The 22,442-nt window shown below is 58.0% G+C and carries 20 protein-coding genes and 1 tRNA gene; 4 read left to right on the top strand and 17 right to left on the bottom strand.

Translation table 11 applies throughout. The features are described from left to right. Nucleotides 1–41 precede the first annotated feature (41 nt). The 3 genes from OOT55_RS03415 to trmJ all read right to left on the bottom strand — a co-directional run bounded on the left by OOT55_RS03415 (nucleotide 42) and on the right by trmJ (nucleotide 2,640). Complete coding sequence (locus OOT55_RS03415) at nucleotides 42–1,226, bottom strand: IscS subfamily cysteine desulfurase (protein ID WP_265367756.1); 1,185 nt, start codon at nucleotides 1,224–1,226, stop codon at nucleotides 42–44. A 42-nt stretch (nucleotides 1,227–1,268) separates the two neighbouring features. Continuing rightward, nucleotides 1,269–1,745, bottom strand: coding sequence for a Fe-S cluster assembly transcriptional regulator IscR (gene iscR / locus OOT55_RS03410; protein ID WP_265367755.1), 477 nt, complete (start codon nucleotides 1,743–1,745; stop codon nucleotides 1,269–1,271). An 85-nt stretch (nucleotides 1,746–1,830) separates the two neighbouring features. Continuing rightward, nucleotides 1,831–2,640, bottom strand: a complete 810-nt coding sequence (trmJ, locus tag OOT55_RS03405; RefSeq protein WP_265367754.1) for a tRNA (cytosine(32)/uridine(32)-2'-O)-methyltransferase TrmJ — start codon at nucleotides 2,638–2,640, stop codon at nucleotides 1,831–1,833. 228 nt (nucleotides 2,641–2,868) lie between these two features. Between trmJ and OOT55_RS03400 the strand changes: the two genes are divergently transcribed. After that, the gene (locus OOT55_RS03400; protein ID WP_265367753.1) at nucleotides 2,869–3,669 is read left to right on the top strand and encodes an inositol monophosphatase family protein; all 801 of its coding nucleotides are present in this window, start codon (nucleotides 2,869–2,871) and stop codon (nucleotides 3,667–3,669) included. A gap of 75 nt (nucleotides 3,670–3,744) precedes the next feature. Here the strand turns inward: OOT55_RS03400 and OOT55_RS03395 are convergent, their stop codons facing one another. The 5 genes from OOT55_RS03395 to queA all read right to left on the bottom strand — a co-directional run bounded on the left by OOT55_RS03395 (nucleotide 3,745) and on the right by queA (nucleotide 11,219). Further along, entirely contained in the window at nucleotides 3,745–5,757 is a 2,013-nt protein-coding gene (locus OOT55_RS03395; protein WP_265367752.1) for a PAS domain-containing protein, read from the bottom strand. A gap of 69 nt (nucleotides 5,758–5,826) precedes the next feature. Then, nucleotides 5,827–6,990: a protein translocase subunit SecF gene (gene secF / locus OOT55_RS03390; protein ID WP_265367751.1), complete on the bottom strand. Its 1,164-nt coding sequence runs from the start codon at nucleotides 6,988–6,990 to the stop codon at nucleotides 5,827–5,829. Nucleotides 6,991–7,002: 12 nt separating this feature from the next. Then, the gene (gene secD, locus OOT55_RS03385) at nucleotides 7,003–8,880 is read right to left on the bottom strand and encodes a protein translocase subunit SecD (RefSeq protein ID WP_265367750.1); all 1,878 of its coding nucleotides are present in this window, start codon (nucleotides 8,878–8,880) and stop codon (nucleotides 7,003–7,005) included. Between the two features lie 125 nt (nucleotides 8,881–9,005). Continuing rightward, complete coding sequence (gene tgt, locus OOT55_RS03380) at nucleotides 9,006–10,124, bottom strand: tRNA guanosine(34) transglycosylase Tgt (protein ID WP_265368778.1); 1,119 nt, start codon at nucleotides 10,122–10,124, stop codon at nucleotides 9,006–9,008. A 15-nt stretch (nucleotides 10,125–10,139) separates the two neighbouring features. Beyond that, on the bottom strand, nucleotides 10,140–11,219 hold the full coding sequence (gene queA / locus OOT55_RS03375) for a tRNA preQ1(34) S-adenosylmethionine ribosyltransferase-isomerase QueA (RefSeq protein WP_265367749.1): 1,080 nt from the start codon (nucleotides 11,217–11,219) through the stop codon (nucleotides 10,140–10,142). Nucleotides 11,220–11,346: 127 nt separating this feature from the next. On the opposite strand from queA, the gene OOT55_RS03370 reads away from it, so the two are divergent. Next, nucleotides 11,347–11,433, top strand: a tRNA-Leu gene (locus tag OOT55_RS03370). A 134-nt stretch (nucleotides 11,434–11,567) separates the two neighbouring features. On the opposite strand, the gene OOT55_RS03365 is transcribed toward OOT55_RS03370, so the two are convergent. The 3 genes from OOT55_RS03365 to OOT55_RS03355 form a co-directional block, all read right to left on the bottom strand. Then, entirely contained in the window at nucleotides 11,568–12,518 is a 951-nt protein-coding gene (locus tag OOT55_RS03365) for a DUF2931 family protein (RefSeq protein ID WP_265367748.1), read from the bottom strand. Between the two features lie 61 nt (nucleotides 12,519–12,579). Then, nucleotides 12,580–13,878: a phospholipase effector Tle1 domain-containing protein gene (locus OOT55_RS03360; protein ID WP_265367747.1), complete on the bottom strand. Its 1,299-nt coding sequence runs from the start codon at nucleotides 13,876–13,878 to the stop codon at nucleotides 12,580–12,582. A 17-nt stretch (nucleotides 13,879–13,895) separates the two neighbouring features. Beyond that, on the bottom strand, nucleotides 13,896–14,996 hold the full coding sequence (locus OOT55_RS03355; protein WP_265367746.1) for a hypothetical protein: 1,101 nt from the start codon (nucleotides 14,994–14,996) through the stop codon (nucleotides 13,896–13,898). A 218-nt stretch (nucleotides 14,997–15,214) separates the two neighbouring features. Here OOT55_RS03355 and OOT55_RS03350 point away from each other — a divergent pair, with 218 nt between their 5' ends. Both OOT55_RS03350 and OOT55_RS03345 read left to right on the top strand, forming a co-directional pair. Beyond that, complete coding sequence (locus OOT55_RS03350) at nucleotides 15,215–15,469, top strand: type II toxin-antitoxin system Phd/YefM family antitoxin (protein ID WP_265367745.1); 255 nt, start codon at nucleotides 15,215–15,217, stop codon at nucleotides 15,467–15,469. Then, a complete protein-coding gene (locus tag OOT55_RS03345; RefSeq protein WP_265367744.1) occupies nucleotides 15,469–15,888 on the top strand; it encodes a type II toxin-antitoxin system VapC family toxin in 420 nt (139 codons plus the stop codon). Before OOT55_RS03350 ends, OOT55_RS03345 begins: the two co-directional genes overlap by 1 nt. 638 nt (nucleotides 15,889–16,526) lie before the next feature. On the opposite strand, the gene OOT55_RS03340 is transcribed toward OOT55_RS03345, so the two are convergent. From OOT55_RS03340 to OOT55_RS17815, 6 genes are all read right to left on the bottom strand, one after another. Further along, nucleotides 16,527–16,871: a hypothetical protein gene (locus OOT55_RS03340; protein WP_265367743.1), complete on the bottom strand. Its 345-nt coding sequence runs from the start codon at nucleotides 16,869–16,871 to the stop codon at nucleotides 16,527–16,529. A 90-nt stretch (nucleotides 16,872–16,961) separates the two neighbouring features. Next, nucleotides 16,962–18,215 carry a sensor histidine kinase gene (locus tag OOT55_RS03335; RefSeq protein WP_265367742.1) on the bottom strand — a complete coding sequence of 418 codons (1,254 nt, stop codon included), beginning with the start codon at nucleotides 18,213–18,215 and terminating at the stop codon, nucleotides 16,962–16,964. After that, nucleotides 18,215–18,892 carry a response regulator transcription factor gene (locus OOT55_RS03330; protein WP_265368777.1) on the bottom strand — a complete coding sequence of 226 codons (678 nt, stop codon included), beginning with the start codon at nucleotides 18,890–18,892 and terminating at the stop codon, nucleotides 18,215–18,217. The genes OOT55_RS03335 and OOT55_RS03330 overlap by 1 nt, the downstream gene beginning before the upstream one ends. An 81-nt stretch (nucleotides 18,893–18,973) precedes the next feature. After that, nucleotides 18,974–21,319: a TonB-dependent receptor gene (locus tag OOT55_RS03325; protein WP_265367741.1), complete on the bottom strand. Its 2,346-nt coding sequence runs from the start codon at nucleotides 21,317–21,319 to the stop codon at nucleotides 18,974–18,976. Between the two features lie 210 nt (nucleotides 21,320–21,529). Further along, nucleotides 21,530–21,967: an FAD-binding oxidoreductase gene (locus OOT55_RS03320; RefSeq protein ID WP_265367740.1), complete on the bottom strand. Its 438-nt coding sequence runs from the start codon at nucleotides 21,965–21,967 to the stop codon at nucleotides 21,530–21,532. After that, the gene (locus OOT55_RS17815; RefSeq protein WP_416140989.1) at nucleotides 21,954–22,358 is read right to left on the bottom strand and encodes a tannase/feruloyl esterase family alpha/beta hydrolase; all 405 of its coding nucleotides are present in this window, start codon (nucleotides 22,356–22,358) and stop codon (nucleotides 21,954–21,956) included. The genes OOT55_RS03320 and OOT55_RS17815 overlap by 14 nt, the downstream gene beginning before the upstream one ends. Nucleotides 22,359–22,442: the final 84 nt, after the last annotated feature.

Raw genomic sequence — 22,442 nt, 5'->3', positions numbered from 1 at the left:
GTTCGGTTTCCGCGATTGTTCGCGTTGTTTTGTTCGGCCCCCTACACGGCGGCCTTGCGTTGCAGCTTTGGCACCACGTCGCGAATATGCTGGATCGCGAACCGCACCTCGTCCTCGGTGGTCAGGCGCCCCAGACTGATACGCAGCGACGCCTGGGCCAGATCGTTACTCAGACCAATCGCCTTGAGTACGTAGCTCGGCTCCAGGCTCGCCGAGGTACAGGCGGAGCCGGTCGCAACCGCCAGCTGACGCAGGGACAGCAACAGCATTTCCCCATCACAGCCACCGAAGGCGATATTGAGGTGGCCGCACGCAGTGTGCGCCAGATCGCTGTTCAACCGGATGCCCGGCAGATCCGCAATGCCCTGCCAAAGCCGGTCCCGCAGCGCAGCGATACGCGGCGGGTCCTCGGCCAGACGATCGGCGGCCAATTGTGCCGCCGCGCCCATACCCACGCATTGATGGGTCGGCAGGGTGCCGGAGCGCATACCGCGCTCATGACCACCACCGTGAATCTGGGCGCTGATTTTGACCTCCGGGTGACGGCGTACATAAAGCGCACCGATACCCTTCGGTCCGTACATTTTGTGCGCCGAGAGGGACATCAGGTCCACGTTCTGGGCCGCCACATCCAATGCCAGACGCCCGCCGCTCTGAGCGGCATCGACATGAAACAGCACCTGTCGCTCCCGGCAGAGGGCGCCGATCCCGGCGATATCATTGACGCTGCCGAGCTCATTGTTCACATGCATCACGCTGACCAGGAACGTATCGTCCCGCAGTGCCGCGCGTACCGCTTCCGGCTCAATCCGCCCGCTGGCATCGGGCGTCAGGTGGGTAACTTCAACGCCCTGCCCGGAAAGCCAGTGAGCCGGGTCAAGTACCGCTTTGTGTTCGATCGCGGAGACGATCAGATGCCCGGCCGGCTGCCCCGCCCGCTGCCGTGCTTCCCAGGCCCCTTTCAAGGCGAGGTTGTCCGCTTCGGTGGCCCCGCTGGTCCATACGATTTCCCGGTTATCCGCACCAATCAGGTCGGCCACCTGCTGACGGGCATTTTCCACCGCCTCTTCGGCCTGCCAACCATACAGATGGGAGCGCGAGGCCGGATTGGCAAATGTGCCTTCCCGGGTCAGGCAGGCCGCCATCCGCTCGGCCACCACCGGATCCACCGGCGTGGTGGCGGCATAGTCCAGATAAATGGGCTGACGTGGGGCGTTCGACGTCATTAATTACTCAAACCTCGTAGTCGGACGACACCGGATGGATGTCTACACCTGGCTGCACAGAATCTGTTCAGCCGAGACGGTCTGTTGATGATCCTGACGGGCACGCACGGCCTGAATATCGCGCCGCTCAACCAGATCCGCCAGAGAGATATCACTCAGAAACTGGTGAATCTGGGCGCTAAGGTCCTCCCAGAGATGGTGGGTCAGGCAGACTTCGCCGTGCTGGCAATCCCCTTTACCTTCACAGCGCGTGGCATCCAGGGATTCACTGACGGCATCCACCACCTGCGCGACCGAAATGGCTTCCAGACGCTCCGCCAGGCGATATCCCCCACCCGGACCGCGAACACTGCTCACCAGCTTCTGCCGCCGAAGCTTGGCGAACAACTGCTCCAGGTAGGACAGGGAAATGCCCTGTCGATTGGAGATATCCGCAAGGCTCACTGGCCCCTGCTCACTGTGCAGGGCCAGATCCAGCATCGCGGTGACCGCGTAACGACCTTTCGTAGTCAGTCTCATGCCCGGTTTATCGCCTCTAGCCAAGGTGGAGGACGAGTGCCGACCATCGGAAACCCGCCCGTCTATAACCGAGTATTTTACTCAACTATTCACCATTATCCAAGGGCTTTTCGCTTGCCGGGCCCGGCTCGAGGGACTTGAGGCGCTTATCGGTGTGATAAATGTAGTTCTGGGTGGCGGTCAGTACCCCCCGGAGAATGCTCAACTCCATCTCATCCGGACGGATGCGATGATACAGGCGACGCAAGCGGGTCATGGTCTGGCGGGGGTTATCCGGGTTGAGAAAATCCAGGGTTTCCAGCGTCTGCTGCAGGTGCTCGAAGTACCGCTCGAGGGCCTCGCTCTTGGCCGGGGGCATATCCCACTCGGTCTTACCCAGCGGGCCACCCTCCTGCTCGGAGAGGTGGGCCATGCGCAGCTCATAGCAGAGCACCTGCACGGCCGTCGCCAGATTCAGGGAGCTGTATTCCGGGTTGGCGGGAATATGCACATGATACTGGCACTTGTGCAGCTCTTCGTTGGTCAAGCCCCGGTCCTCGCGCCCGAACAGCAGCGCCACCTCGTGCTCGCCCGCCTCCTGCCAGCAGCGCTCGCCACACTGGCGCGGATCCACGAGCGGCCAGGGAATCCGGCGCTCACGGGCACTGGTGCCGACCACCAGGCCACAACCGGCAATGGCCTCATCCAGGGTTTCCACCACCACGGCGTTATCCAGCACATCGAGGGCGCCGGCGGCCCGCCAGACGGCCTTTTCCGACGGAAACTCCTTGGGCTCCACCAGGTACAGGCGGGACAGGCCCATGTTCTTCATGGCCCGGGCGGCACCACCGATGTTGCCCGGATGGGAGGTGTTCACCAGAACGATACGGATATTGTCGAAAGGGTTGGCGGTCATGGCAGTCTCTTGATCGATAGCGGTTGCGTGAGGCGCTGGGCCACTAAAAGCCGCGCATTCTATCATGAACCACCCGGCTGAGGTTCCGCCCGGCCCGTTCCGACAAAGACCGGACAATTGCGCCGTGGCGCTGGCGACCCGGCGCGCTTGCCGTTATACTGTGCGCCCTTCGCGAGGCCAGCCCTCGCCCCGTTCTTTCCCATTTTTCACGAAAAGATTGATTGCCCTATGGAACCCATGTTGACGATGGCTTTGCGCGCGGCGCGCAAGGCGGCAGAACTGATTGAACGCGCCTATGAACGCCCGGACACCATCAAGATTGAAAACAAGAGCCCCAACGACTTTGTCACTGAAGTGGATCGGGGCGCCGAACAGGCGATCATTCAGGTGCTGCGCAAGGCCTACCCGGATCACAGCTTCCGCGGTGAGGAAAGCGGTACGACCCAGGGCAAGAACCCGGACTACGTCTGGGTCATCGATCCGATCGACGGCACCACCAACTTCGTGCATGGCATGCCCCATTGCTCGGTTTCTATTGCCTGCCTCTATAAAGGGCAAATTGAGCACGCCGTGGTGCTCGACCCTATCAAACGCGAAGAGTTTACCGCCAGCCGCGGCCGCGGCGCGGCGCTTAATGGCCGTCGGATCCGAGTGTCCAGTCGTCGCGGTCTGGAAGGCGCCCTGCTCGGCACCGGCATTCCCTTTGACGGACCGGCGCTCGCCAAAATCCAGCCCTATCTGGCCAGCATCGCTGAACTGGCGGGCCAGACCGCCGGCATTCGCCGCGCGGGCTCAGCGGCGCTGGATCTGGCCTATGTGGCGGCGGGTCGCTATGACGCTTTCTGGGAAATGCATCTGAACGAATGGGATTTCGCGGCGGGTGTACTGCTGGTGAAAGAAGCCGGCGGCCTGATCAGCGATTTCCGAGGCGGCACCTCGTATATGGATACCGGCCACATCGTGTGTGGTACACCGAAGGTGTTCAAACCGGTGTTGCAGGTGGTGCAGAAGCATTTGGGGCACGTTTGAGTCAAAAGGCTGGTGGATGCGGCTGGTATTGGTAACGGCGGATGCGCGCTTTGCGCTTATCCGCCGTTACCCAACCTAAGCCAAAAGCTTCTTGAGCGTCCGTACCAGATGGTTGATCTCCACCGGCTTGGTCAGATAATCGTAAAACCCCGCCTTCCGGCCCCGCTCCACATCGTACGCCATGGCGTTAGCGGACAGCCCTACCACGGGAATGTCCGCGGTCACCGGGTCGCGCTTTAATACCGAGAGCGCCTCGTAGCCATCCATCCCCGGCAGATTGATATCCAGAATGATCACATCCGGCCGCTCGCTGCGCGCCTTGTAAATGCCGAGAAACGCCTCTTCCGCCACTTCGAGCGTCAGCTTTGGATAGCGCCCCAGAATCTGCTGCATCAGACGGATATTGGACGGGTTATCCTCCACATAGAGAATTGTCCGAGGCTCGTCGAGCACCAGCGTCTCCGGTTCCTGATCGGTCGTCTGGTCATGGTCTCGGCGGTTGACCACCAGATCCTGATTCCACTCGGTGGACAAGGGCAGATCCATCCAGAATTCGGTGCCCACACCCTCCGTGCTCTCGAAAGACAGCTTTCCGCCCATCATCTCGACGAGCTGTTTGGTAATCACCAGCCCGACACCGGAGCCCTCGACCTTTGAGTATTCAGCGTTCAAGCGATTGAAGGGCTGAAACACCTCGTGCTGCCGGCTGGCCGGTATACCCTGGCCAGTATCGCGCACTGTGATCCTCAGGCGATTATCGTCCCGCTCCGACAGGCTCACCGCCACTTCTCCACCGACCTGGTTGTACTTCACCGCATTGCTGACCAGGTTGAGCAACGCCTGTTTCAGGCGCACATTGTCCGCCACCACGTAGGTACTCTCCAGGCGTTTCATATCCGCATTGAGCTTGATGCCACCGGCATCGGCCTGGGGTTGGATCAATGTAAAGCACTCCGCAACCACCCGGGACACCAGTACCGGCTCCAGAGAAAAGGTCATCCGCCCCGACTCGATCTTGGCCAGATCCAGTACATCATTGATCAGTTGCAGCAGATGCTCACCGGCCTTGCGAATTTCCCGGGCATTGTCCATCTGACTGTCGGTCAGGTTGTTGTCATACTGAAACAGCTGCGCGTATCCGAGAATGGCATTGAGCGGCGTGCGCAGCTCGTGACTCATACTGGAGAGGAAATCGGACTTGGCCTGATTGGCTTTTTCCGCCGCGTCCTTCGCCTGCACCACCCGCTCTTCAGCGCGCTTGATATCGGTGATATCCATATTGGTGCCGGACATGCGCACCGGGTTACCCTCGGTGTCAAAACTGGCGCGCCCACGGGCACGAATCCAGCGGATATCCCCGTCTTTGCCAAAAATCCGGTACTCGATATCGAAAGGCGCCCGACCGGCCATATGATCGGCCAGAGTCTGGTCAAACTTGGGCAGGTCTTGCGGGTGAATGTGAGAGCGCCACACGGACAGACGATTCTGCCCCCGAATGACCACATCGTCTTTCTCATCGTAGCCGGCATGTTCCCAGCAACGATTGGAAAAGTGGAAACCTTTACGATCCGCGTACCACTCCCAGATACCGTCATTGGACGCCTGGATGATACGCGCCTGGCGGGCCTCACTTTCACGCAGGGCCGCCTCGACATTCTTCAGTTCGGTAATATCGAAATTGACACCGGAGATGTACATCACCCGGCCGTACTTGTCGCGAATGGAGTTCGCGCGCGCCTGGGTCCAGACGTAGTTGCCGCGCTTGGTGAGAATCCGGTAGGCCGTATTCAGCGGTTCGCCGCTGCGCAAGTGCTCGCGCACCGCCTCCAGCATATGATCCCGATCGTCGGGATGAATGTATTCGGGCAGCGCCGTGGCGTCGCTGATGCGGATTTTATCTTCGTCATTGAACCCCAGCGATTCCCAGAAACCACCGGACCAGTCAATGCGGTTGGAGGTGAGGTCCCACTCCCAGAAGCCGTAGCCGCTACCGTTGAAAATCCGGCGATAGCGTGCCACCAGGTCGCGCAGCTGCTCGCTGTCGGCCTGATTCAATTCTTCGTCGCTGATGGTGATGCCTTTCGACATAAGCTTTGCTCATCGATCGGGCGGATACCCTCACCACTGGCATCCGCACTTTTCAGCGGTGTACAAGGCTCAGGGAACCAGTTCTTCCTGCTCCTCACCCTCTTTCGGCGGTGACATGAGGTCTTCTTTGGTCAGATGCATCGCCGCCAGAATGTTGGCCGAGACATAGATCGACGAGTAGGTACCGACCACCACACCCACAATCAACGCAAACGCAAAACCACTGATCAGCTCACCGCCAAAGAAGTACAGTACAACCAATACCAGCAAGGTGGTCAAGGAGGTCAACAGCGTCCGCTCCAGCGTCTGGGTCAAAGATGTGTTGATCACCTCATTGGTGGTACCCCGGCGCATTTTCCGGAAATTCTCCCGCACCCGGTCAAACACGACGATGGTATCGTTCAGCGAATAACCGATCACCGCGAGCACCGCCGCCAGCACCGTCAGGTCGAAATCCAGGCGCAAGAGCGAGAAGACACCCAGGACAATAATCACGTCGTGAATCAGGGCCAGTACCGCCCCGACCGAGAATTTGTACTGGAAGCGGATGGCCACGTAAATCATCACCACGGCCAGGGCGAACAGCATACCCAACCCGCCCTGATCGCGCAGCTCTTCACCCACCTGCGGGCCGACAAATTCACTGCGCCGCAGGTTGATGCTCGCCCCGGTGGCTTCTTCCAGGGCGTCAATCAGAAACCGGGAATAGACATTGTCCAGGGCATTTTCAACGGCAACGGTGACGGCCTCGCCCTCGGTCGCGATTTGCGTGCGACCGTAGTAGCGCGGGTCAAACAGCTCCGCCGAGCGCAGCGCTGACTCACTGACGCCATTGAAAACCAGTACCTGGGAAAACTGGGTCTGGTCGCTGGCGGCGTTACGCACCTCGGCAATGGTCGCATTGTCGGACAGGGACGCGAGGTCTTCTTCCAACTGCTCCAGTACACCGTCACTCAGAGCGTCCTGCGTGCGGATCAGAACTTCCGAGTCCGAGCCAAACAGAATCGCCACGGGGTTCTCAAGGCCCTGCTCGCCCAGCACCGAGCGGATGGTGGACAGATCCGCCGGGCGATCGAAGCCCAGCTCGACCTGGGAGCCGCCGGTGAAGTCCAGCCCGAACTCCAGACCACGCGTCGCCAGAGAGACGATGGAAGCCAGCAACAACACAAGGGAAATGGTGGCGCAGGTTTTGCGCCAGCCCATAAAATTAATCACTTTTGATTCCGGTAGCATAGTGGCGCTCTCTTAGATCCAGATCTTCTTCAGGTTGCGACGGCGGCCGTACACCAGATTGGCCAGCGCCCGAGTGCCCATGATCGCGGTAAACATGGAGGTCAGAATACCGATGGACAGCGTCACCGCAAAGCCCTGCACCGGACCCGTGCCAATCGCGTACAGAATGACCGCCACCAGCAGCGTGGTGATGTTGGCGTCCAGAATACTGACAAACGCCCGCTCATAACCGCTGTAAATGGCGGACTGGGGTGATACCCCTTCTTTCAGCTCTTCCCGGATTCGGGAGAAAATCAACACGTTGGCGTCCACCGCCATACCCACGGTCAGCACGATACCGGCAATACCCGGCAAGGTCAGGGTGGCCCCCAACAGAGACATGACCGCTACCAGCAACAGCACGTTGGCCGCCAGCGCCAGATTCGCGAAAATGCCGAACACCCGGTAGTAAATCAGCATAAAGACCAGCACCAACGCCAGGCCAATCACGACCGACTTCAAGCCCGTCTGGATATTTTCCGCCCCGAGGGACGGGCCGATGGTGCGCTCTTCCACAAAGTACATGGGTGCCGCCAGGGCACCGGCACGCAGCAACAGCGCCAGCTCGGAGGCTTCCGCCGGGGACTCAAGGCCGGTAATCCGGAACTGCTTGCCCAGCGCGCTCTGAATGGTGGCCAGGCTGATGATTTCCCGCTCGACGTAGTTTTCCCGCACCTCGACGGTTTCGCCCGCCTCATTGGTGGTAAATTCCGTGCGGGTTTTGTGCTCGATAAACAGTACCCCCATGCGCCGCCCGACATTGTCCCGGGTCGCGCGGTGCATTTTGGTACCGCCCAGGCCATCCAGCGTGATATTCACCTGGGGCATATTGGTTTCCGCATCGAAGCTGCTGGTGGCGTTGGCCACATGGTCACCGGTCAGGATGATCTGACGCTCCAGCTCGGCACCACCAAAGCGCTGCTTGTCCGCCTCACTGCGGTAGGGAAATTCTTCTTTCATGGACACCAGCGTATCCGGGCTGGCCTCCAGCCGGAACTCCAGGTTGGCGGTTTTGCCGATCACCCGCTTGGCTTCAGCAGTGTCCTGAACCCCCGGCAGTTGCACAATGATGCGGTTGCCGCCCTGGCGCTGCACCACGGGCTCGGACACGCCCAGCTCATTCACCCGGTTACGCAAAGTCACCAGGTTCTGGCCCAGGGCATAGTCTTCAATTTCAGCGATCGCCGTTTCGCTCAACTGCGCGGTAAAGCGGAAGTCCTCTTCCCCGGCATCTTCGGTCTGGAATACCAGTGTGTCGTACTCGTCTTCTGCAAGCTCCAGAGCCCGATCCCGCAACTCGGCCGAACGGAAGCGCGCCACGATACTCAGATCCTCTTCCACCTCCAGCGAGTTATACCGAATGCGCTCTTCACGCAAGATGCCCTTCATTTCGTCCGCCGTGATTTCCTGGCGGGTTTCAATGGCGGAGTCGGTGTCCACCTCCAGCAGAAAATGCACACCACCGGAGAGGTCCAGACCCAGGCGCATGGGGGCACCGCCCAGAGACACCAGCCAGTCCGGTGTGGTCGGCGCCTGGTTCAGGGCGACCACAAAATCGCCACCGAGCGACTCCTGCAGGGTGCGGCGGGCGGTCATCTGTTCATCTTCGCTGGCCAGGCGGACCAGAACGACGTTCTCGTTCAGCTCAACGCCGATGTAGTCGATGCCCTGCGACTGGAGCTGTTCTTCCACCCGCTCCACCGTGGACGCATCCATGGTGGTCGCCCCTGACTGACCGGAAATCTGTACGGCGGGGTCGGGCGCATAAAGGTTGGGCAGCGCGTAGATGAATCCCAGGGTAACAACCCCCAGGATCAAGAGGTATTTCCAGAGCGGATAGCGGTTATGCATAAACGGTTCCGTGGCTTATTCGACGGTATCGGATACGGATGAAGGCCCGGATTATACCGATTTCCCCCAAGACAACAATGAAAGTACGGTAATGAACGGAGCGCAACCGCGCCCCGCCCGGTAATTTATGGCGTCAGCGCCGGCACGTCCTTACCGCGAGCCCGATAGAAGTCGGCCACAAAAGCCTCCAACGCGCCGGCGGCAATGGCCTCCCTCAACCCGGCCATCACCAACTGGTAGTAGCGCAGGTTGTGAATGGTCTGAAGCTGAGCGCCGAGGATCTCACCGCACTTGTCCAGGTGGTGCAGATAGGCGCGGCTGAAGTTCTGGCAGGTGTAGCAGTCACACTGAGGGTCGAGCGAACCCGTGTCGTGGCGATGCTTTGCATTGCGGATCTTGATCACCCCTTCATGGGTGAACAGATGGCCATTGCGGGCATTGCGGGTGGGCATCACGCAGTCGAACATATCCACCCCCCGGCGCACACCTTCGACCAGATCCTCCGGTTTGCCCACACCCATCAGGTAGCGGGGCTTGTCTTTGGGCATATGGGGCGTCAGGGCCGACAGCACGCGCACCATATCCTCTTTGGGCTCGCCCACCGAGAGGCCACCGATGGCGTAGCCGTCAAAGCCGATCGCCTCCAGGCCCGCCAGAGACTCCCGGCGCAGGTTCTCGTACATCCCGCCCTGCACAATGCCGAACAGCGCGGACGGGTTATCGCCGTGGGCGTCCCTGGAGCGCTGGGCCCAACGCAGGGACAGCTCCATGGACTTGCGCGCCTCGTCCTCGGTGGCCGGGTACGGGGTGCACTCATCAAAGATCATCACAATGTCCGAGCCCAGATCCCGCTGCACCTGCATGGCCTCCTCGGGGCCGAGAAACACCGGACTGCCGTCAATGGGCGAGCGGAACGACACCCCTTTCTCGGTGATCTTGCGGATATCCCCCAGGCTGAACACCTGGAAACCACCCGAGTCGGTCAGAATCGGGCCGGACCACTGCATAAAGTCATGCAGGTCGCCATGGGCCTTGATGACCTCCGTGCCGGGGCGCAGCATCAGGTGGAAGGTATTGCCGAGGATGATCTGGGCGCCAATCGCCTCGATATCCCGAGGCAACATGCCCTTGACCGTGCCGTAGGTGCCCACGGGCATAAAAGCGGGGGTTTCCACCACGCCACGGGGGAACTTCAGGCGGCCGCGTCGGGCCAGGCCGTCTTCCCGGTCCAGTTCAAACTGCATAAAGGAAGACATCTGTTATCCCTCGGAAGGACTGCCCGGAATATCGCGCGGAGCGTCCGGGTTGCGGGTGATAAACATGGCATCGCCGTAACTGAAAAAGCGGTACTCCTGAGACACGGCTTCTCGATAGGCGTCCATGATGTGCCGGTAGCCCGCAAAGGCGGACACCAGCATCATCAGCGTGGACTCGGGCAAGTGGAAGTTGGTCAGCAACGCATCCACCGCCCTGAATTCAAAGCCGGGGGTAATGAAGATATCGGTCTCGCCCTGGTAGGCGGCCATGCCCTGCCCCGGTTCGGCACGAGCGGCGGCGGTTTCCAGGCAGCGCACGCTGGTGGTGCCCACGGCAATCACCCGACCGCCGGTCGCGCGGGTGGCGCGCACCTGCTCGGCCACTTGTTCGCTCAGGTCCATGACCTCGCTGTGCATTTTATGCTCGGCAATATTGTCCACCCGCACCGGCTGGAAGGTCCCGGCGCCCACATGCAGAGTGACAAACGCCAGATTGACGCCTTTGGCCTGCAACTGGGCCAGCAGATCATCATCAAAATGCAGACCGGCGGTGGGCGCGGCCACGGCGCCCGCTTTGCGGCTGTAAACCGTCTGGTAGCGCTCCCGGTCCAGCGCCTCATCCTCCCGATCGATATAGGGCGGCAACGGCATATGCCCCAGACGCTCCAATACCGACAGCGCGGTTTCCTCCGGCGGGAAGTTCAATTCGAACAGGTCATCGCGCCGTCCGGTGACCGCCAAGCGGGTGCCGTCTTCCAGCACGATCAGGCTGCCAATCTTGGGGGACTTGCTCGCCCGGGTGTGGGCCAACACCCGGGCATCGGTGAGCAGGCGCTCCACCAGAATTTCCACCTTGCCCCCGGTGTCTTTCATCCCGAACAGGCGGGCGGGAATGACCTTGGTGTCGTTGAACACCATCAGATCCCCGGGCCGGACCTGCTCCAGCAGGTCCGGGAATTGACCGTGGGTCACCTTCCCGGTCGGGCCATCCAGCCCCAGCAAGCGACTCCCGCGTCGCTCGGCGGCCGGTTCACGGGCAATCAGGGATTCGGGCAGATCGTAGTAAAAATCCTGGCGGCGCATAAGACGTGTATTCAGGCAGGTTCAAAAGGCCGCAAGGGTACCGGAAAACCCCGAAAATGACCACAATCTCCGGTTGACGAACCCCCGCACGCTGCTATAATCCCGCCCCACATCGACACCATACGATGCCAGAGTGGCGAAATTGGTAGACGCAGGGGATTCAAAATCCCCCGCCCGCGAGGGTGTGCCGGTTCGAGTCCGGCCTCTGGTACCATCTTTCTTATACTTCTCCCTCATAATTGATAGCCCGCGCCAATCCCCAAGGCTTGCGCAGGGCGGATAAGCCGAAGGCGCATCCGCCGTATGGTGTTTCGGGCACCGGTGCAGGCCCGACGGCTCGATGTAGGACTAATTGATCTCCTCCACGGTAAACTTCTCAAGGTCAATATGCTCATCCTCCTGGTTTCTCACCCGGATGGCGGTTTCTGCCCGGGGTATTCCGGGTGCGATATCCAGATAGAGCGGATTATCGCCCTCCGCCATCTTTTCGAACACGTCCAGCATCTCGTCTTCATCGAAATGGATGATAAAAAGATACTTTCCGCTGTGGAAACTCATGCGCTTGGGTAATGGCCTGGGCTTGGCGGCGTCTTCCTCGCTGAGGGGGTAACGTAAGTGGTAGAGTTCGCCGTTGAGGTAATTGATCGTTCCCGGGGAATCCGGCCCCGCCATACGGAAGAACTCGGGCTGCCAATGGTAGTGGGTGCGCATCCGCTCCCACTTGTCGAAGGGTATGCCTTCGGTTTCGAGGCGTTTTCGCTGCTCGGGAGTCAGATAAAGTCCAAGCGCCTTCTCGAAGTATTGCTCTCTCGGCTTTGGATGATCGCTCATAAAAGCGTCAGACCAGTACTTCTCCCAATCGTAATCAATGGGCTCAGCTTTTCCAAAGAATATTTCTGTGGTTTTTCCAATACCAACCAGCCACACCGCGACGCTGCCTCCGGGAGCCATGCCGACGGTCAGTTCGTCATAGTACATAGTTGCCGGCGGCGTCTTATGATTTGGATAGCCCTCATTAACCATCTGCACAATGCTCTCATAGGGCAGTTCAAATTCGCCCCGATAGAACTGATCTTCCAAGTACGAATAATAGGTAATCCGCAACCTATCCGGTAATGGCTTTTGATCCGGCCCTACCACATGGGTGGAAACGGGGTATCCCCAGCCGTGATGGACAGTTTTACCGTCGGGGACGTAAAGCCCATGATCTTCGCCTGGATACAGAAAAGTTCCGGAAATCACCTCCATCGGGTAATCATTGGGCGCCGACTCTGACGCCAGCCAATCCGCTTTGGTCATAGAATCCTCACAACCGAGTAACAGTAACAGTGCCGATATCAGAGTGTATCGGCGCCGGGTTTTAACCTTCATGGTATTTTCGCCTGCGTTGACCTTCGTGAAGTCTCGGAGACATCCCCACACTCGAATAATGCGCAGAAAGATGCAGGTACTGATGGCGAATAATACGAAGCAAGGGGTCACGACCCTGCCAGTGTTCTGGCCTGGATTCACTACCCGATGCCACGTAAGCCTGTATGCGACTCTGCAACTCCTGCAATTCGTCAGACTCTTCGCTCAAATCAACAAGTTCCGGGAATTTTTGCTTATTCATGGCCACCCCCTCATCCTGAATAAACTCCGCCATCAGTTCCAAAGGGATTTTGCTGTAGCTGGTTTTCACCAGCTCCCGCTCGGCATGAATAACGTGGCTCAACGTATTGCGGGAAGTGGGTAGCCTGAGCTCCTCCGGGCGATACCAGCCTTGCGCCAGAAGCCAGTCCCGATCGCTGTGGCGATCCCGCTGATGCCCCCGATAGACGACCTGAGCCTCGGGGCCAGAGCGATAGCCTCCACCCACATCACTATGGGCGCCGGGCAGGCAAATACGCTGCCCTTTCCCGCCGGCACTATCAATAGTGGTCAGGGAAAAGTTTCTTCGGTACTCCTCCGAAGCCTCCAACTGAACAACGCGTTTGGCTCTGCGAATCGAATCCAGCTTGAGCGTGCTCACATCGTTATTGAACGACATCCCATGGGAGGAGACAGTATCAAACAGTCCGACCAGGTTGATCTCGATTTTATCGGCGGGAAATCCCTCAACCTCCAGCTGCTCGGATATTGGCTCACCGCCTGCGTCCATCAGCTTATGGATACAGTAGCGCGCACTCGCGGCGCCACGGCTAAATCCAAACAAATCAATAGCCAATTGCTTCAGCGTGGTGTCTTCGTCCGCGCTCTGGAAAAGCTTCCTCAGTTTTGACACCGCTTTCTCAATACCTTTTTTCACCTTCGCGTCTATACCGGTAGACCCTATTCCCATTGCCAACCCTCGGCGATGATCCGCTTCCCGGTCTTCAGTGCCAGCGCCTTCAACATACAACTTGAGAGCATGCTGGAAAGGTTCAGGCGCCTTCTTGTCATCGACTTGCGCCTCCAATAAGGCAATATTGGACTTGCCATTGTTATAGCTTTGGTAGGCCTTCAGTCCCACCCACTGATCGGCCAACGCCTGGTACACCTCAGTATTTTTCTCCCGCTCCTCCACATTCGTTCGGTTATTGGCCGTCCCATCAAAAAACAACAGCAACCGAACACTGATCTTTTTCTTGCGCTCGTCATCCTCATCACCGCCGCTATTGGGCGGCTGGGGCACAAACACGCTCTCGCCCACCTGTGTCATATCGCTTCTCCTTTGCTGATTTCCATTGCCCTGGGGCGTTTTTCCACGATCAGTGCGCCACGCAGGCCGGCATCGGATGAGCTGTACACCAGGTGGCTCTGCGCCCTGGTGTTTTTCAGCAGATCAAACGCGGCCAGCGCCAGCAGCGAGGGGGCCGTGGCACTGCCCAGATCGCCGTAATACTCGGCCGGATGCACCAAATGGACGTCATCACTCAACCGGTCCCGGCTGCGGGTCATGGCCACGCCGTATTCCTTGGCCCAATAACGTTCGCCGTTCATGCTGCTGTAGATACTGTGGATGGCCGGGCCGTTGTAGTCCGCCAGCGCCGCTTTGAACGCGGCGTCCAGCCCCTCGCCCCGATAGTGTTCGTCGCTGAACCAATGCCCGGTTTCCCGAGCCAGGCCCGGCGGATGTACCACGATGATTTGCCCATTCTCCTCCAGAGCCCTCGCTGGGTCTGCGGTCAGGACCACAAACGCCGCGCCCTCCCCCGGCGCGTAGCCATCGTTTGGTCCCAAGGTCAGGAGCCGGCTCTGCTTTTCCGGTATGCGCAGGCGGGTGTAATGGTTGGGTGAGTCGCTGGCGCCAATGACCATGCCTTGCGGGTAAGTCTCCGCCAAGTAATCGTAAGCGAAGGCCACGGCCTCCAGGCCCGCCGCACGGCCCGTGTGCAGGTTTCGCAGCAATTCCGGCGACAGCCAATCATGGCCTGCCAGAGCCAGGTTGGCTTTGAGTTTATCCAGGGGAAGGCAATCGGCGCACAGCTCGGGCTCGTTCATGGCCAGAATCAGCGGCGCCTGCTCGGGAAAGGCGCCCTGCTCTGCCACCTGACCCAAAGCGTGAAGCGCCATTTTGATGGCATGGTCTTGCGGTTCGCTGTGAAAGTCGCCCTCATCCAGCGCCCAGCCCGGGTGATAAAACACCTCATCAGGCACCGGCGCCAGCCGGATGGGGTTGCCGCGGTCATCGACAAAGCGGGAGAGGGTGTAGCGGTTGATACCGGCACCGGCCGCCGCCCAGACCATGGAAACGGAGCCACCAATGGCGTTTACCATGCCCATGCCGGAAAGATAGAGTTGTGGCGCGTCGTCCATATACGCATCGTCCTTGGTCAGAAATCGAAACCAGACCGAAGTCTAATCAGCGGACTGGAAAGCCGCAAGGTGAGCGACACCGGTGGTTACCGTTTTGTGAATAGGCGCACAACGTTGCGGAGCTAGCCGGCGCTGACGCCTTTTGGTTATCTGTGGCAAAAACCCTGAGATTGTAGTAACGTAGTCACATCCATCAGAGATCTCACCGGAGGTGGGTTATGACAAAGCAGACTGTTTCCAGCAGGGAACTGAATCAGGCGCTGAGCCGGATCAAAAAGTCTTCACTGACTGGCCCGGTCATTATTACCGACCGGGGGCAACCTTCCCACGTAATGATGAGTTACGCGGAGTACCAGCGTTTGACCGGCAAGCGCACGTCAATCGTTGAGCGCCTCTCCAGCCCGGCAGCCACCGAAGTGGAATTTGAACCCGTAACCCGCCGCCTGGGGCTCAAACCGGCAGAGCTGGACTGATGTACCTGCTCGATACCAATATCATCTCGGAATTGCGCAAAGCGGCCAGCGGCCGCGCCGATGCCGGCGTAGTGCAGTGGGCCGACGAAGTCAGCCCGGAGCTGCTCTATCTGTCCGCGATCTCTGTTCTGGAGCTGGAACTGGGTGTCTTGCGAATTGAGCGAAAGGACAAACGCCAAGGCGCCGTTCTACGCCGGTGGCTGGAAGAACAAGTATTACCCGAGTTTCAGCACCGGATTTTACCAGTGGATGAGGCTGTCGCGAGACGCTGCGCTCATCTCCACACGCCCGATCCCCAACCGGAGCGGGACGCCCTGATTGCCGCTACGGCGCAGGTGCACCAACTCACCTTGGTGACCCGCAACGAACGAGACTTTGAGGGCACAGGCACGGTAGTCTTGAATCCATTTTCGCAGTGACAGACAATGCCCGCTCGCGACGTTCATAACTAGTGGCTGACTTTTTCATGCAAGTGTCTGCTATAGACCAACGACCCAGCTCACAAGAACCATTAAGAAAAACGTATGCGAAGCGACATTTAAGATAGAGGCCAACCAAAAGTCGACATTATTTGAATATCGCTTAACATCATGAGGATCAATTACCCCATCGTCGACATACCGCAAAAACTTTAAGGGGAAAGAAACCTTCCAGGCATAGAAAAAGGCCCTAAGTCCCATAGGATCCCATTGGCAAGGCCTGGGCTTCCCTTCTGCCACTATTCCCTTTTCAATCCTTCTCACCGAATAGAATAAAAAGACGACCCAGAAAACGCCCATTAGAATTAGACTTAACGCCCCTACAATGTCATAGATCAAAAACCAATCCAATGCCATCTCAGAAAATCCTATCCCACATTCGCCCGATAAAACCCTGCCCAAACTTATCTGCCTGATAGGCCGCGACCGCACCAATGGCAATACTTGAGCCGATAATGACCGCCCACCCCATTGGAGTCGCCGCTAACGCTAAACGGCCGGAGTACCGTAGCGCCTAAGAAAGTCGGCTCACCTTCTGCCCCTCATGCATATCCGACACGTGGATTCCCCGATCTCGACTACACTCGGTCAGCGTGATACCGCGCCCGGCGTTGCTTAGGGCGGTGGCGCTCGTAGAACTCGGCCAGGGCATGAACATCATAACCATAGTCCGCAACACATTGATCAAGATTCTGGCGAGCGGTCATTGGCAGGCTGTTGAATTGTTGCGTCACTATCCTCGACGCCACAGTGGACTCCGACGAAATATTGTACGCGGAGTGCCCCGGCATCGTGGTATTGCCGCTGGCAACCTGGGGATTACAACGTAAGAACTGCTCGAGTGTTTCCGGGCTCTGCTGGCAAAGCTGACTGGCGTTGGCGGGGGTCTGAGAAAAGCGGATATCCGGCGGGAGCACACTCATCCCTGAATGATCTGGATGCCATGGTGGACTTCTCCGGGTTTAACCGGACTTACCTGGACTCCCTGGCGGATTGGCCACGTTGTCCCGTCGTCACCACGAGAGGCGGGCGGCTACACTCACCTCATCAGCGCGCAATGAAAACAACCAGCCATTGCGCTCACACAGCCGTTGAACGATACCCAGACCCAGACCATACCCGTTTGGCGACGCCGCCTCGATCGACATGTGCCGTTCATCAGAGTCGCTGCGCACCTGGTTGGTAATGAATAGCTCACGCTCGTCGACATGAATCGTAATCGGCCCCTGGCCGTCGAGCGTGTGCTCGAACGCATTACGCACCAGATTGTTGACCGCGATAGAAAAAGCCTGCGCATGTCCTCTGGCCATGGGTTTTGACAGATCACCGATTTCAATATCGATCAGGTCAATTTCAACATCGACGGACTTGTCGTTCAACAGGTAGCGCTGCTGGTCTATCGCCTGCCTTACCAGCGGCATCACTAAGAACTGCTCCTCGTACAACCCATCGTCGGTTTCCCGGGCAAGGCACAAGAACATTTCAATCGTGGTTCTCATTTCGAGCGTCGCACGCCTTATTCGAGCCACCACCTCCACATCGGTCGTTGACAGCTCGCTTTGCTCCAGAAGCTCGAGCGCGCCTGTAATCACTGTGATCGGCGTGCGCAACTCATGACTGGCTGAACTGGTAAAATATCGCTCCCTCGCAACAAAAGCGCTGATGCGCTCAACAGTCTTCTCGATGGTCTCAGCGAGCATGCCGACTTCATCATCGCCGAACCGGCTAGCCTCTATGCGTTTATGATCTCCAGCCGATAGGTTTTCCAGGTCGATGTTCTCGACCATTTTGGCGAGCTGCCAAACAGGGGCGACGGCTCTGCGCATCACAACGATTCCCAGCCCGAAACCAATAACGCCGAGCGCACCCACGACACCGGTGATAAGGAGCAGCCACCACCAGTCCTCTGATGATGCCGCCTCAATCCCGGCAACGTCGAAAACCACAAAGGCGTTTCTTTGTTCATTGTCGACAGGCACTACCGCGACGTGCAATTCCTCGGCAGCGAATTCGTACAATCCCTCATCGGGGTTTGTCTGCCCCCACTCCCTGAGTGGCTCCGGCAAGCTACGGGCCTCATCGTATCCGCGAAGGTTCGTCGTCAGAGAGGGATAGCTTTCGGCGGCACGCTGTAGCTGATTCACCAGCACACGGTCTTCACTCAACCTGATCGCAGCGAAGAACGCGAGTCCCCAGACCACACTGAGCGTAGCAATACATATCGCAAAGGCAATTGCGACACGCTTGCGCAAGCTGCGCCGGTACATTATTGATCACCCTCTGCAATTCGATACCCGATGCGGTGCACCGTATGGATCAGCGGGGTATCGAAGGGCCCATCGACAGCCTGCCTCAGCCTGTACAAGTGCGAGCGAAGCGCATCACCATCGGGGCGCTCGTCAGCCCACAACAACGTTTCGAGATCATCGCGAGCCACAACCGCCGGAGCCTCCTCCATCAATCGTTCCAGCAGCCTCATCCCAGCAGGAGTGAGATCGACCCGACGCCCCGCACGATGCACCTGCAGCGTGGATCTGTTCATCGTCAGATCACCCACAGTCAACAGATTGTCAGTGTTTCGGTGACTGCGTTTGTACAGCGCCTGAAGTCTCGCATGCAACTCCTGCAGGGCGAATGGTTTGACCAGGTAGTCATCGGCTCCGGCCTCAAATCCTTTGAGTTTATCGTCAAGCGTGTCTCTCGCCGTCAGCATAAGAACGGGTGTTCCCACTGAGCCTTCAGCTCGCAGTTTCCTGCAGAAACTCAGGCCATCCATTCCTGGAAGCATCAAATCCAGAACAATAACGTCGTAGGTATTCGATAACGCCAGGTGCATGGCCCTAATACCGTCATAGGCAAAATCCAGGACATAACTATGCTTTTCAAGGTACGCGGCGATGTTCCCGCAGATATCGCGGTTGTCTTCGACAATCAACGCTCTAATTGGCACATCGCCCAAATTGCGTACCATCTACTGCCCTCCCTTACCAGACACGATTTACCACGCCCAACTTGCCAAGCCCAGTTACCAAGCATAGTCCAGCCGCAGACCAATCAAAGGCTCGGCTTCGCTACTGTCTTCCACTTCGAGGCCTCGGCGATAGTCAAACTCGGCGTCGTCACTCGAAGACGCTGCCGTTACATTGATGACATCGAGAAAGGATGTCACATCTATGGGGCCAAAAGCGCGCCGATAGTCAACCCGAAGGTTCACTAAGCTGTAATCGTCTTTACGACCAATATTACGCTCAGTAATCTCTTTTGAGTATCGCAGAGGCTGCCCTGGTCCCAGCACGTCTGAGTGAATAATGAATTCTTCGTCTGGCCGGCCAGAAAGATATTTGTAGCGTCCGGCGACCTTCCAGCGGTCGCTGATTTCCCAGGTCAGGCCGAGGGTCGCGACATGCTTTCGGCTGAAGTCGGCGGCGACTTCTCCGCGACCATCCTTCTGATCTATGACGATATCGTTGTAAGAGTAGGTTGCGGTAGCGTAAATACCTTCCCGAATAGTACCGTTCACCACGAAATCGACGCCGTAGGATGTGCCCTCCCCCCTATTGGCAAAGGTACCGCTGGTCCGATCAAGGTCGACCACCAGGTTGTCGAGATCTTGATAATAGGCCTCCGTCAACACCGACCAGTTGTTGGTCAGGAAATATTTCATACCGATACTTCCATGCGTGATTTTTTCGTTCTCAAGATCGTTCGACTCGTTGGCGGCAAGCTCTAAAAACCGTGGCGACTGATGAAAGAGCCCTGCGGTCGCAAAGTATCGAACCGTTTTACTCGGCCGCCAGTTGGCGCTGAACCTGGGCGACACCAAGCTTTCATCAGAGAAACCGTCCCGTTCGACCCGCAATCCGGTGCCAAAATCCCAATCACCGGTTTCGAAAACCTGATCTACGTAGCCCGCATAGCTCGTTTCTTTCCGGTTTATTGAAGAGTTGATATTCTCGGGAGTCAACACTATGTAACGCTGTTCGGGGTCTGGCCTGAAATCATCGCTGTCGTAGACAAACCGGTTCCAGTCGCCATCCAGTACAGTGTTGTAATCCAATTCAATCTGCGTCAATCGAACGCCGGCACTGAACACACCCCATTGATTCCCTGTCTCAAAATCGCTTCGCCAGCCGGTCTCCGTTTCACCTTCACCAATGGTAATAATGTCCTCCCGCACAGGAAAGCTGGACGCGGGGGACCCCTCAGGCACCAGATCAGGAAATGCTTCACCCTCTGAGCTGACCTTGTCGCTTTTTCGGTAGTAAACCTTATTGGTCAAGACGGCTTCGTCACCGATCAACGATCGCAGTGTCAGACCGTACAGATCACTGTCCTGTTCAGAATCTTGAAGTGCCGCATCCTCGAAGTTGGGCGATTCAAAAACGTGAGTAACGCCGCGAGTATAGTCTTCGTGGGTATCCATCAATAGAACTTCGAAGGTGTGGTTCTCGTTGAGGGGCACGACCGACTTGACGATGACGTCTCTTAAAACAGGGTCGCCGATGTCCAGCTCTTCGATCGTTTCAAATAGAGCGCCAAAATCCAGTCGTCGAGCAGAAACGAGCAAAGTAGAGTCTTCAGTGATACCTGCAGGGCCGTCGTAGCCCACCTCAAAGCCCGCCAGGTCAAGGCGCAGGCTTGCTGAAGGGCTCGGATTACCATCGGCGACTTCCAGTTTCAGTAGCGAAGCCGCTTTACCGCCATAGGCCGGCCCCCATCCACCCGGTGAGAACTCAGCGCCGCTGATAACGTTCGGTGCGAAAATCGAGAAACGCCCGCCGCCTCCGACATCTTCGTCTTCACCCAGTGATGCATCAAAATGCACCGCTTTATCAAAGGGAAAGTCATCTACAAATAAGAGATTATCTCTCGGACCACGGCCGCGTACGCTAAAGTTTGCGAATTCACCAGTGGATGCCAGGCCAGGTAACCCGTCCAGCGAGAGAAGCGGATCGGCGCCACCGCCAACCGCACTTCGCAACGCTTCTCTATCAAGATAAGTACTGGAAGCTGACGCCACGGTCGATCGATCCGCTTGCTGTGCTCGAACCAGCACTTCCTCAATGGTCTGCGGCCTGAGCTCGAAGCCAATCTGGACATTTTTGCGCGTAATCACGCGTATGCTGGGCTCATACGCTGTAGCAAACCCGCCTTTCGCGATGCTTACCGAGTAGAGGCCGGGATCGAGCTGTTCAACGACAACGCGACCTCGAGCGTCGGTTTCTACTGATTGTGTGGAATTGGTTTCCCGTTCCGTGATCGTGATCTGCACGGTTGAGAGTGGCCGCTCAGTCTGATCTTTCACAACAATAGTCAGCGCACCAGGCGCCTCGGCGGCCTGGGTGAAAACAGGAACACCAATCAGAAACATCGACAGAATCAACCAGGATACCCGCCTCAAGTGCGTGCCCCTATTCCTCAATCGCCTAGTCATATGCCATTCCTCCGAGAATCGACCGTAATTGGTATGAAACGTTGGGAGGTTAACAGCACCAATGTGACTAAAACGTCGCTGAAATGTGAATGCTCCATCAGAGCCTGGTGCAGTGCTCCGAATAGGGGCAAACCCAGCAGTCAGGGGTTACAAGGGATCACCCTCGCCTTCCAGTGCGCGTATTTGGTCCAGCTCGTCCTCGGTCAGCGCTTTATAGCCTCTCAGAAACGGCCAACCGAATCCCCAGCGAAACCCGGTAGGCAGAAATGGCGTACCACCGACCCTGACCCCAGCCAGCATAAGCATTGCGATTTCTGGCTCACCGGCGTCGGCAACGCAACGCTTCAGTTCGTTGTCGGCGTCAATACGATCCCGATAGGTGCCGCCTTTCCAGTAGGCATAATCATGGGCGACACAGCATGAGAGCCATAGCTCGTTATTCTGGACTGTGCCGTCCGGAAAGGAACTGCACCCATCGGTTACAAAAGGCTGAAGGTCACCGGCAACGGCACCAAGCGGAAGAAACAGTAGCGCTGCCAGAACTCTTCTCATCACCATCAACAGTCGCTCTCTACCGACACTCATAACTATCGGCAGAGGCCTCATCACCACCAATATAGTGCGGGTGCTCCGGATAGGCGCAGAGCTTGCGGCTGGCGGGTTCCGGGTTTTCGCGGGAGGCGATGACACCCTCCGGCGCTTCGCCGTTTTCCACCCAGTCGACGACCGCGCCCAGCAGATCAAAGGAATCGTAGGTATTGGCCCCTCCGGCGCAATGGCCCATGCCGGGTACGTGGTAGTACCGGCTGGCATCGCTCCAGCCTTCGTTGGCTTCGGCTGCGCGCTGATAGAACCCGAGGGTGTCATAGGCCGAGAACCAGGCGTCGCTGACACCGTGGTAGAACAGGATCTTTCCACCGCGATCAAGGAAGGTGGAAAAGTTGGTCCAGCCGTAGCTGTCGGTGCGCCCTTGCATCGGATCATCGCGCAACTCTGCATCTTCGGCATCGATATCGATCTCGGTCTGGTCGGCGCTGGCGCCGGGGGAGAAGAAATTCTC

Origin of the sequence: Marinimicrobium sp. C6131, from assembly GCF_026153455.1 — a bacterium.
In the GTDB taxonomy this organism is placed as follows: Bacteria; Pseudomonadota; Gammaproteobacteria; order Pseudomonadales; family Cellvibrionaceae; genus Marinimicrobium.
This window is presented reverse-complemented; position numbering and strand designations above follow the sequence as displayed.

Bases quoted from the DNA above. Each gene is read 5' to 3' on its own strand.
- OOT55_RS03415 (WP_265367756.1), bottom strand. From the start codon at position 1,226: ATGACGTCGAACGCCCCACGTCAGCCCATTTATCTGGACTATGCCGCC.
- iscR (WP_265367755.1), bottom strand. From the start codon at position 1,745: ATGAGACTGACTACGAAAGGTCGTTACGCGGTCACCGCGATGCTGGAT.
- trmJ (WP_265367754.1), bottom strand. From the start codon at position 2,640: ATGACCGCCAACCCTTTCGACAATATCCGTATCGTTCTGGTGAACACC.
- OOT55_RS03400 (WP_265367753.1), top strand. From the start codon at position 2,869: ATGGAACCCATGTTGACGATGGCTTTGCGCGCGGCGCGCAAGGCGGCA.
- OOT55_RS03395 (WP_265367752.1), bottom strand. From the start codon at position 5,757: ATGTCGAAAGGCATCACCATCAGCGACGAAGAATTGAATCAGGCCGAC.
- secF (WP_265367751.1), bottom strand. From the start codon at position 6,990: ATGCTACCGGAATCAAAAGTGATTAATTTTATGGGCTGGCGCAAAACC.
- secD (WP_265367750.1), bottom strand. From the start codon at position 8,880: ATGCATAACCGCTATCCGCTCTGGAAATACCTCTTGATCCTGGGGGTT.
- tgt (WP_265368778.1), bottom strand. From the start codon at position 10,124: ATGCAGTTTGAACTGGACCGGGAAGACGGCCTGGCCCGACGCGGCCGC.
- queA (WP_265367749.1), bottom strand. From the start codon at position 11,219: ATGCGCCGCCAGGATTTTTACTACGATCTGCCCGAATCCCTGATTGCC.
- OOT55_RS03365 (WP_265367748.1), bottom strand. From the start codon at position 12,518: ATGACCAAAGCGGATTGGCTGGCGTCAGAGTCGGCGCCCAATGATTAC.
- OOT55_RS03355 (WP_265367746.1), bottom strand. From the start codon at position 14,996: ATGGACGACGCGCCACAACTCTATCTTTCCGGCATGGGCATGGTAAAC.
- OOT55_RS03350 (WP_265367745.1), top strand. From the start codon at position 15,215: ATGACAAAGCAGACTGTTTCCAGCAGGGAACTGAATCAGGCGCTGAGC.
- OOT55_RS03345 (WP_265367744.1), top strand. From the start codon at position 15,469: ATGTACCTGCTCGATACCAATATCATCTCGGAATTGCGCAAAGCGGCC.
- OOT55_RS03340 (WP_265367743.1), bottom strand. From the start codon at position 16,871: ATGAGTGTGCTCCCGCCGGATATCCGCTTTTCTCAGACCCCCGCCAAC.
- OOT55_RS03335 (WP_265367742.1), bottom strand. From the start codon at position 18,215: ATGTACCGGCGCAGCTTGCGCAAGCGTGTCGCAATTGCCTTTGCGATA.
- OOT55_RS03325 (WP_265367741.1), bottom strand. From the start codon at position 21,319: ATGTTTCTGATTGGTGTTCCTGTTTTCACCCAGGCCGCCGAGGCGCCT.
- OOT55_RS03320 (WP_265367740.1), bottom strand. From the start codon at position 21,967: ATGAGTGTCGGTAGAGAGCGACTGTTGATGGTGATGAGAAGAGTTCTG.
- OOT55_RS17815 (WP_416140989.1), bottom strand. From the start codon at position 22,358: ATGCAAGGGCGCACCGACAGCTACGGCTGGACCAACTTTTCCACCTTC.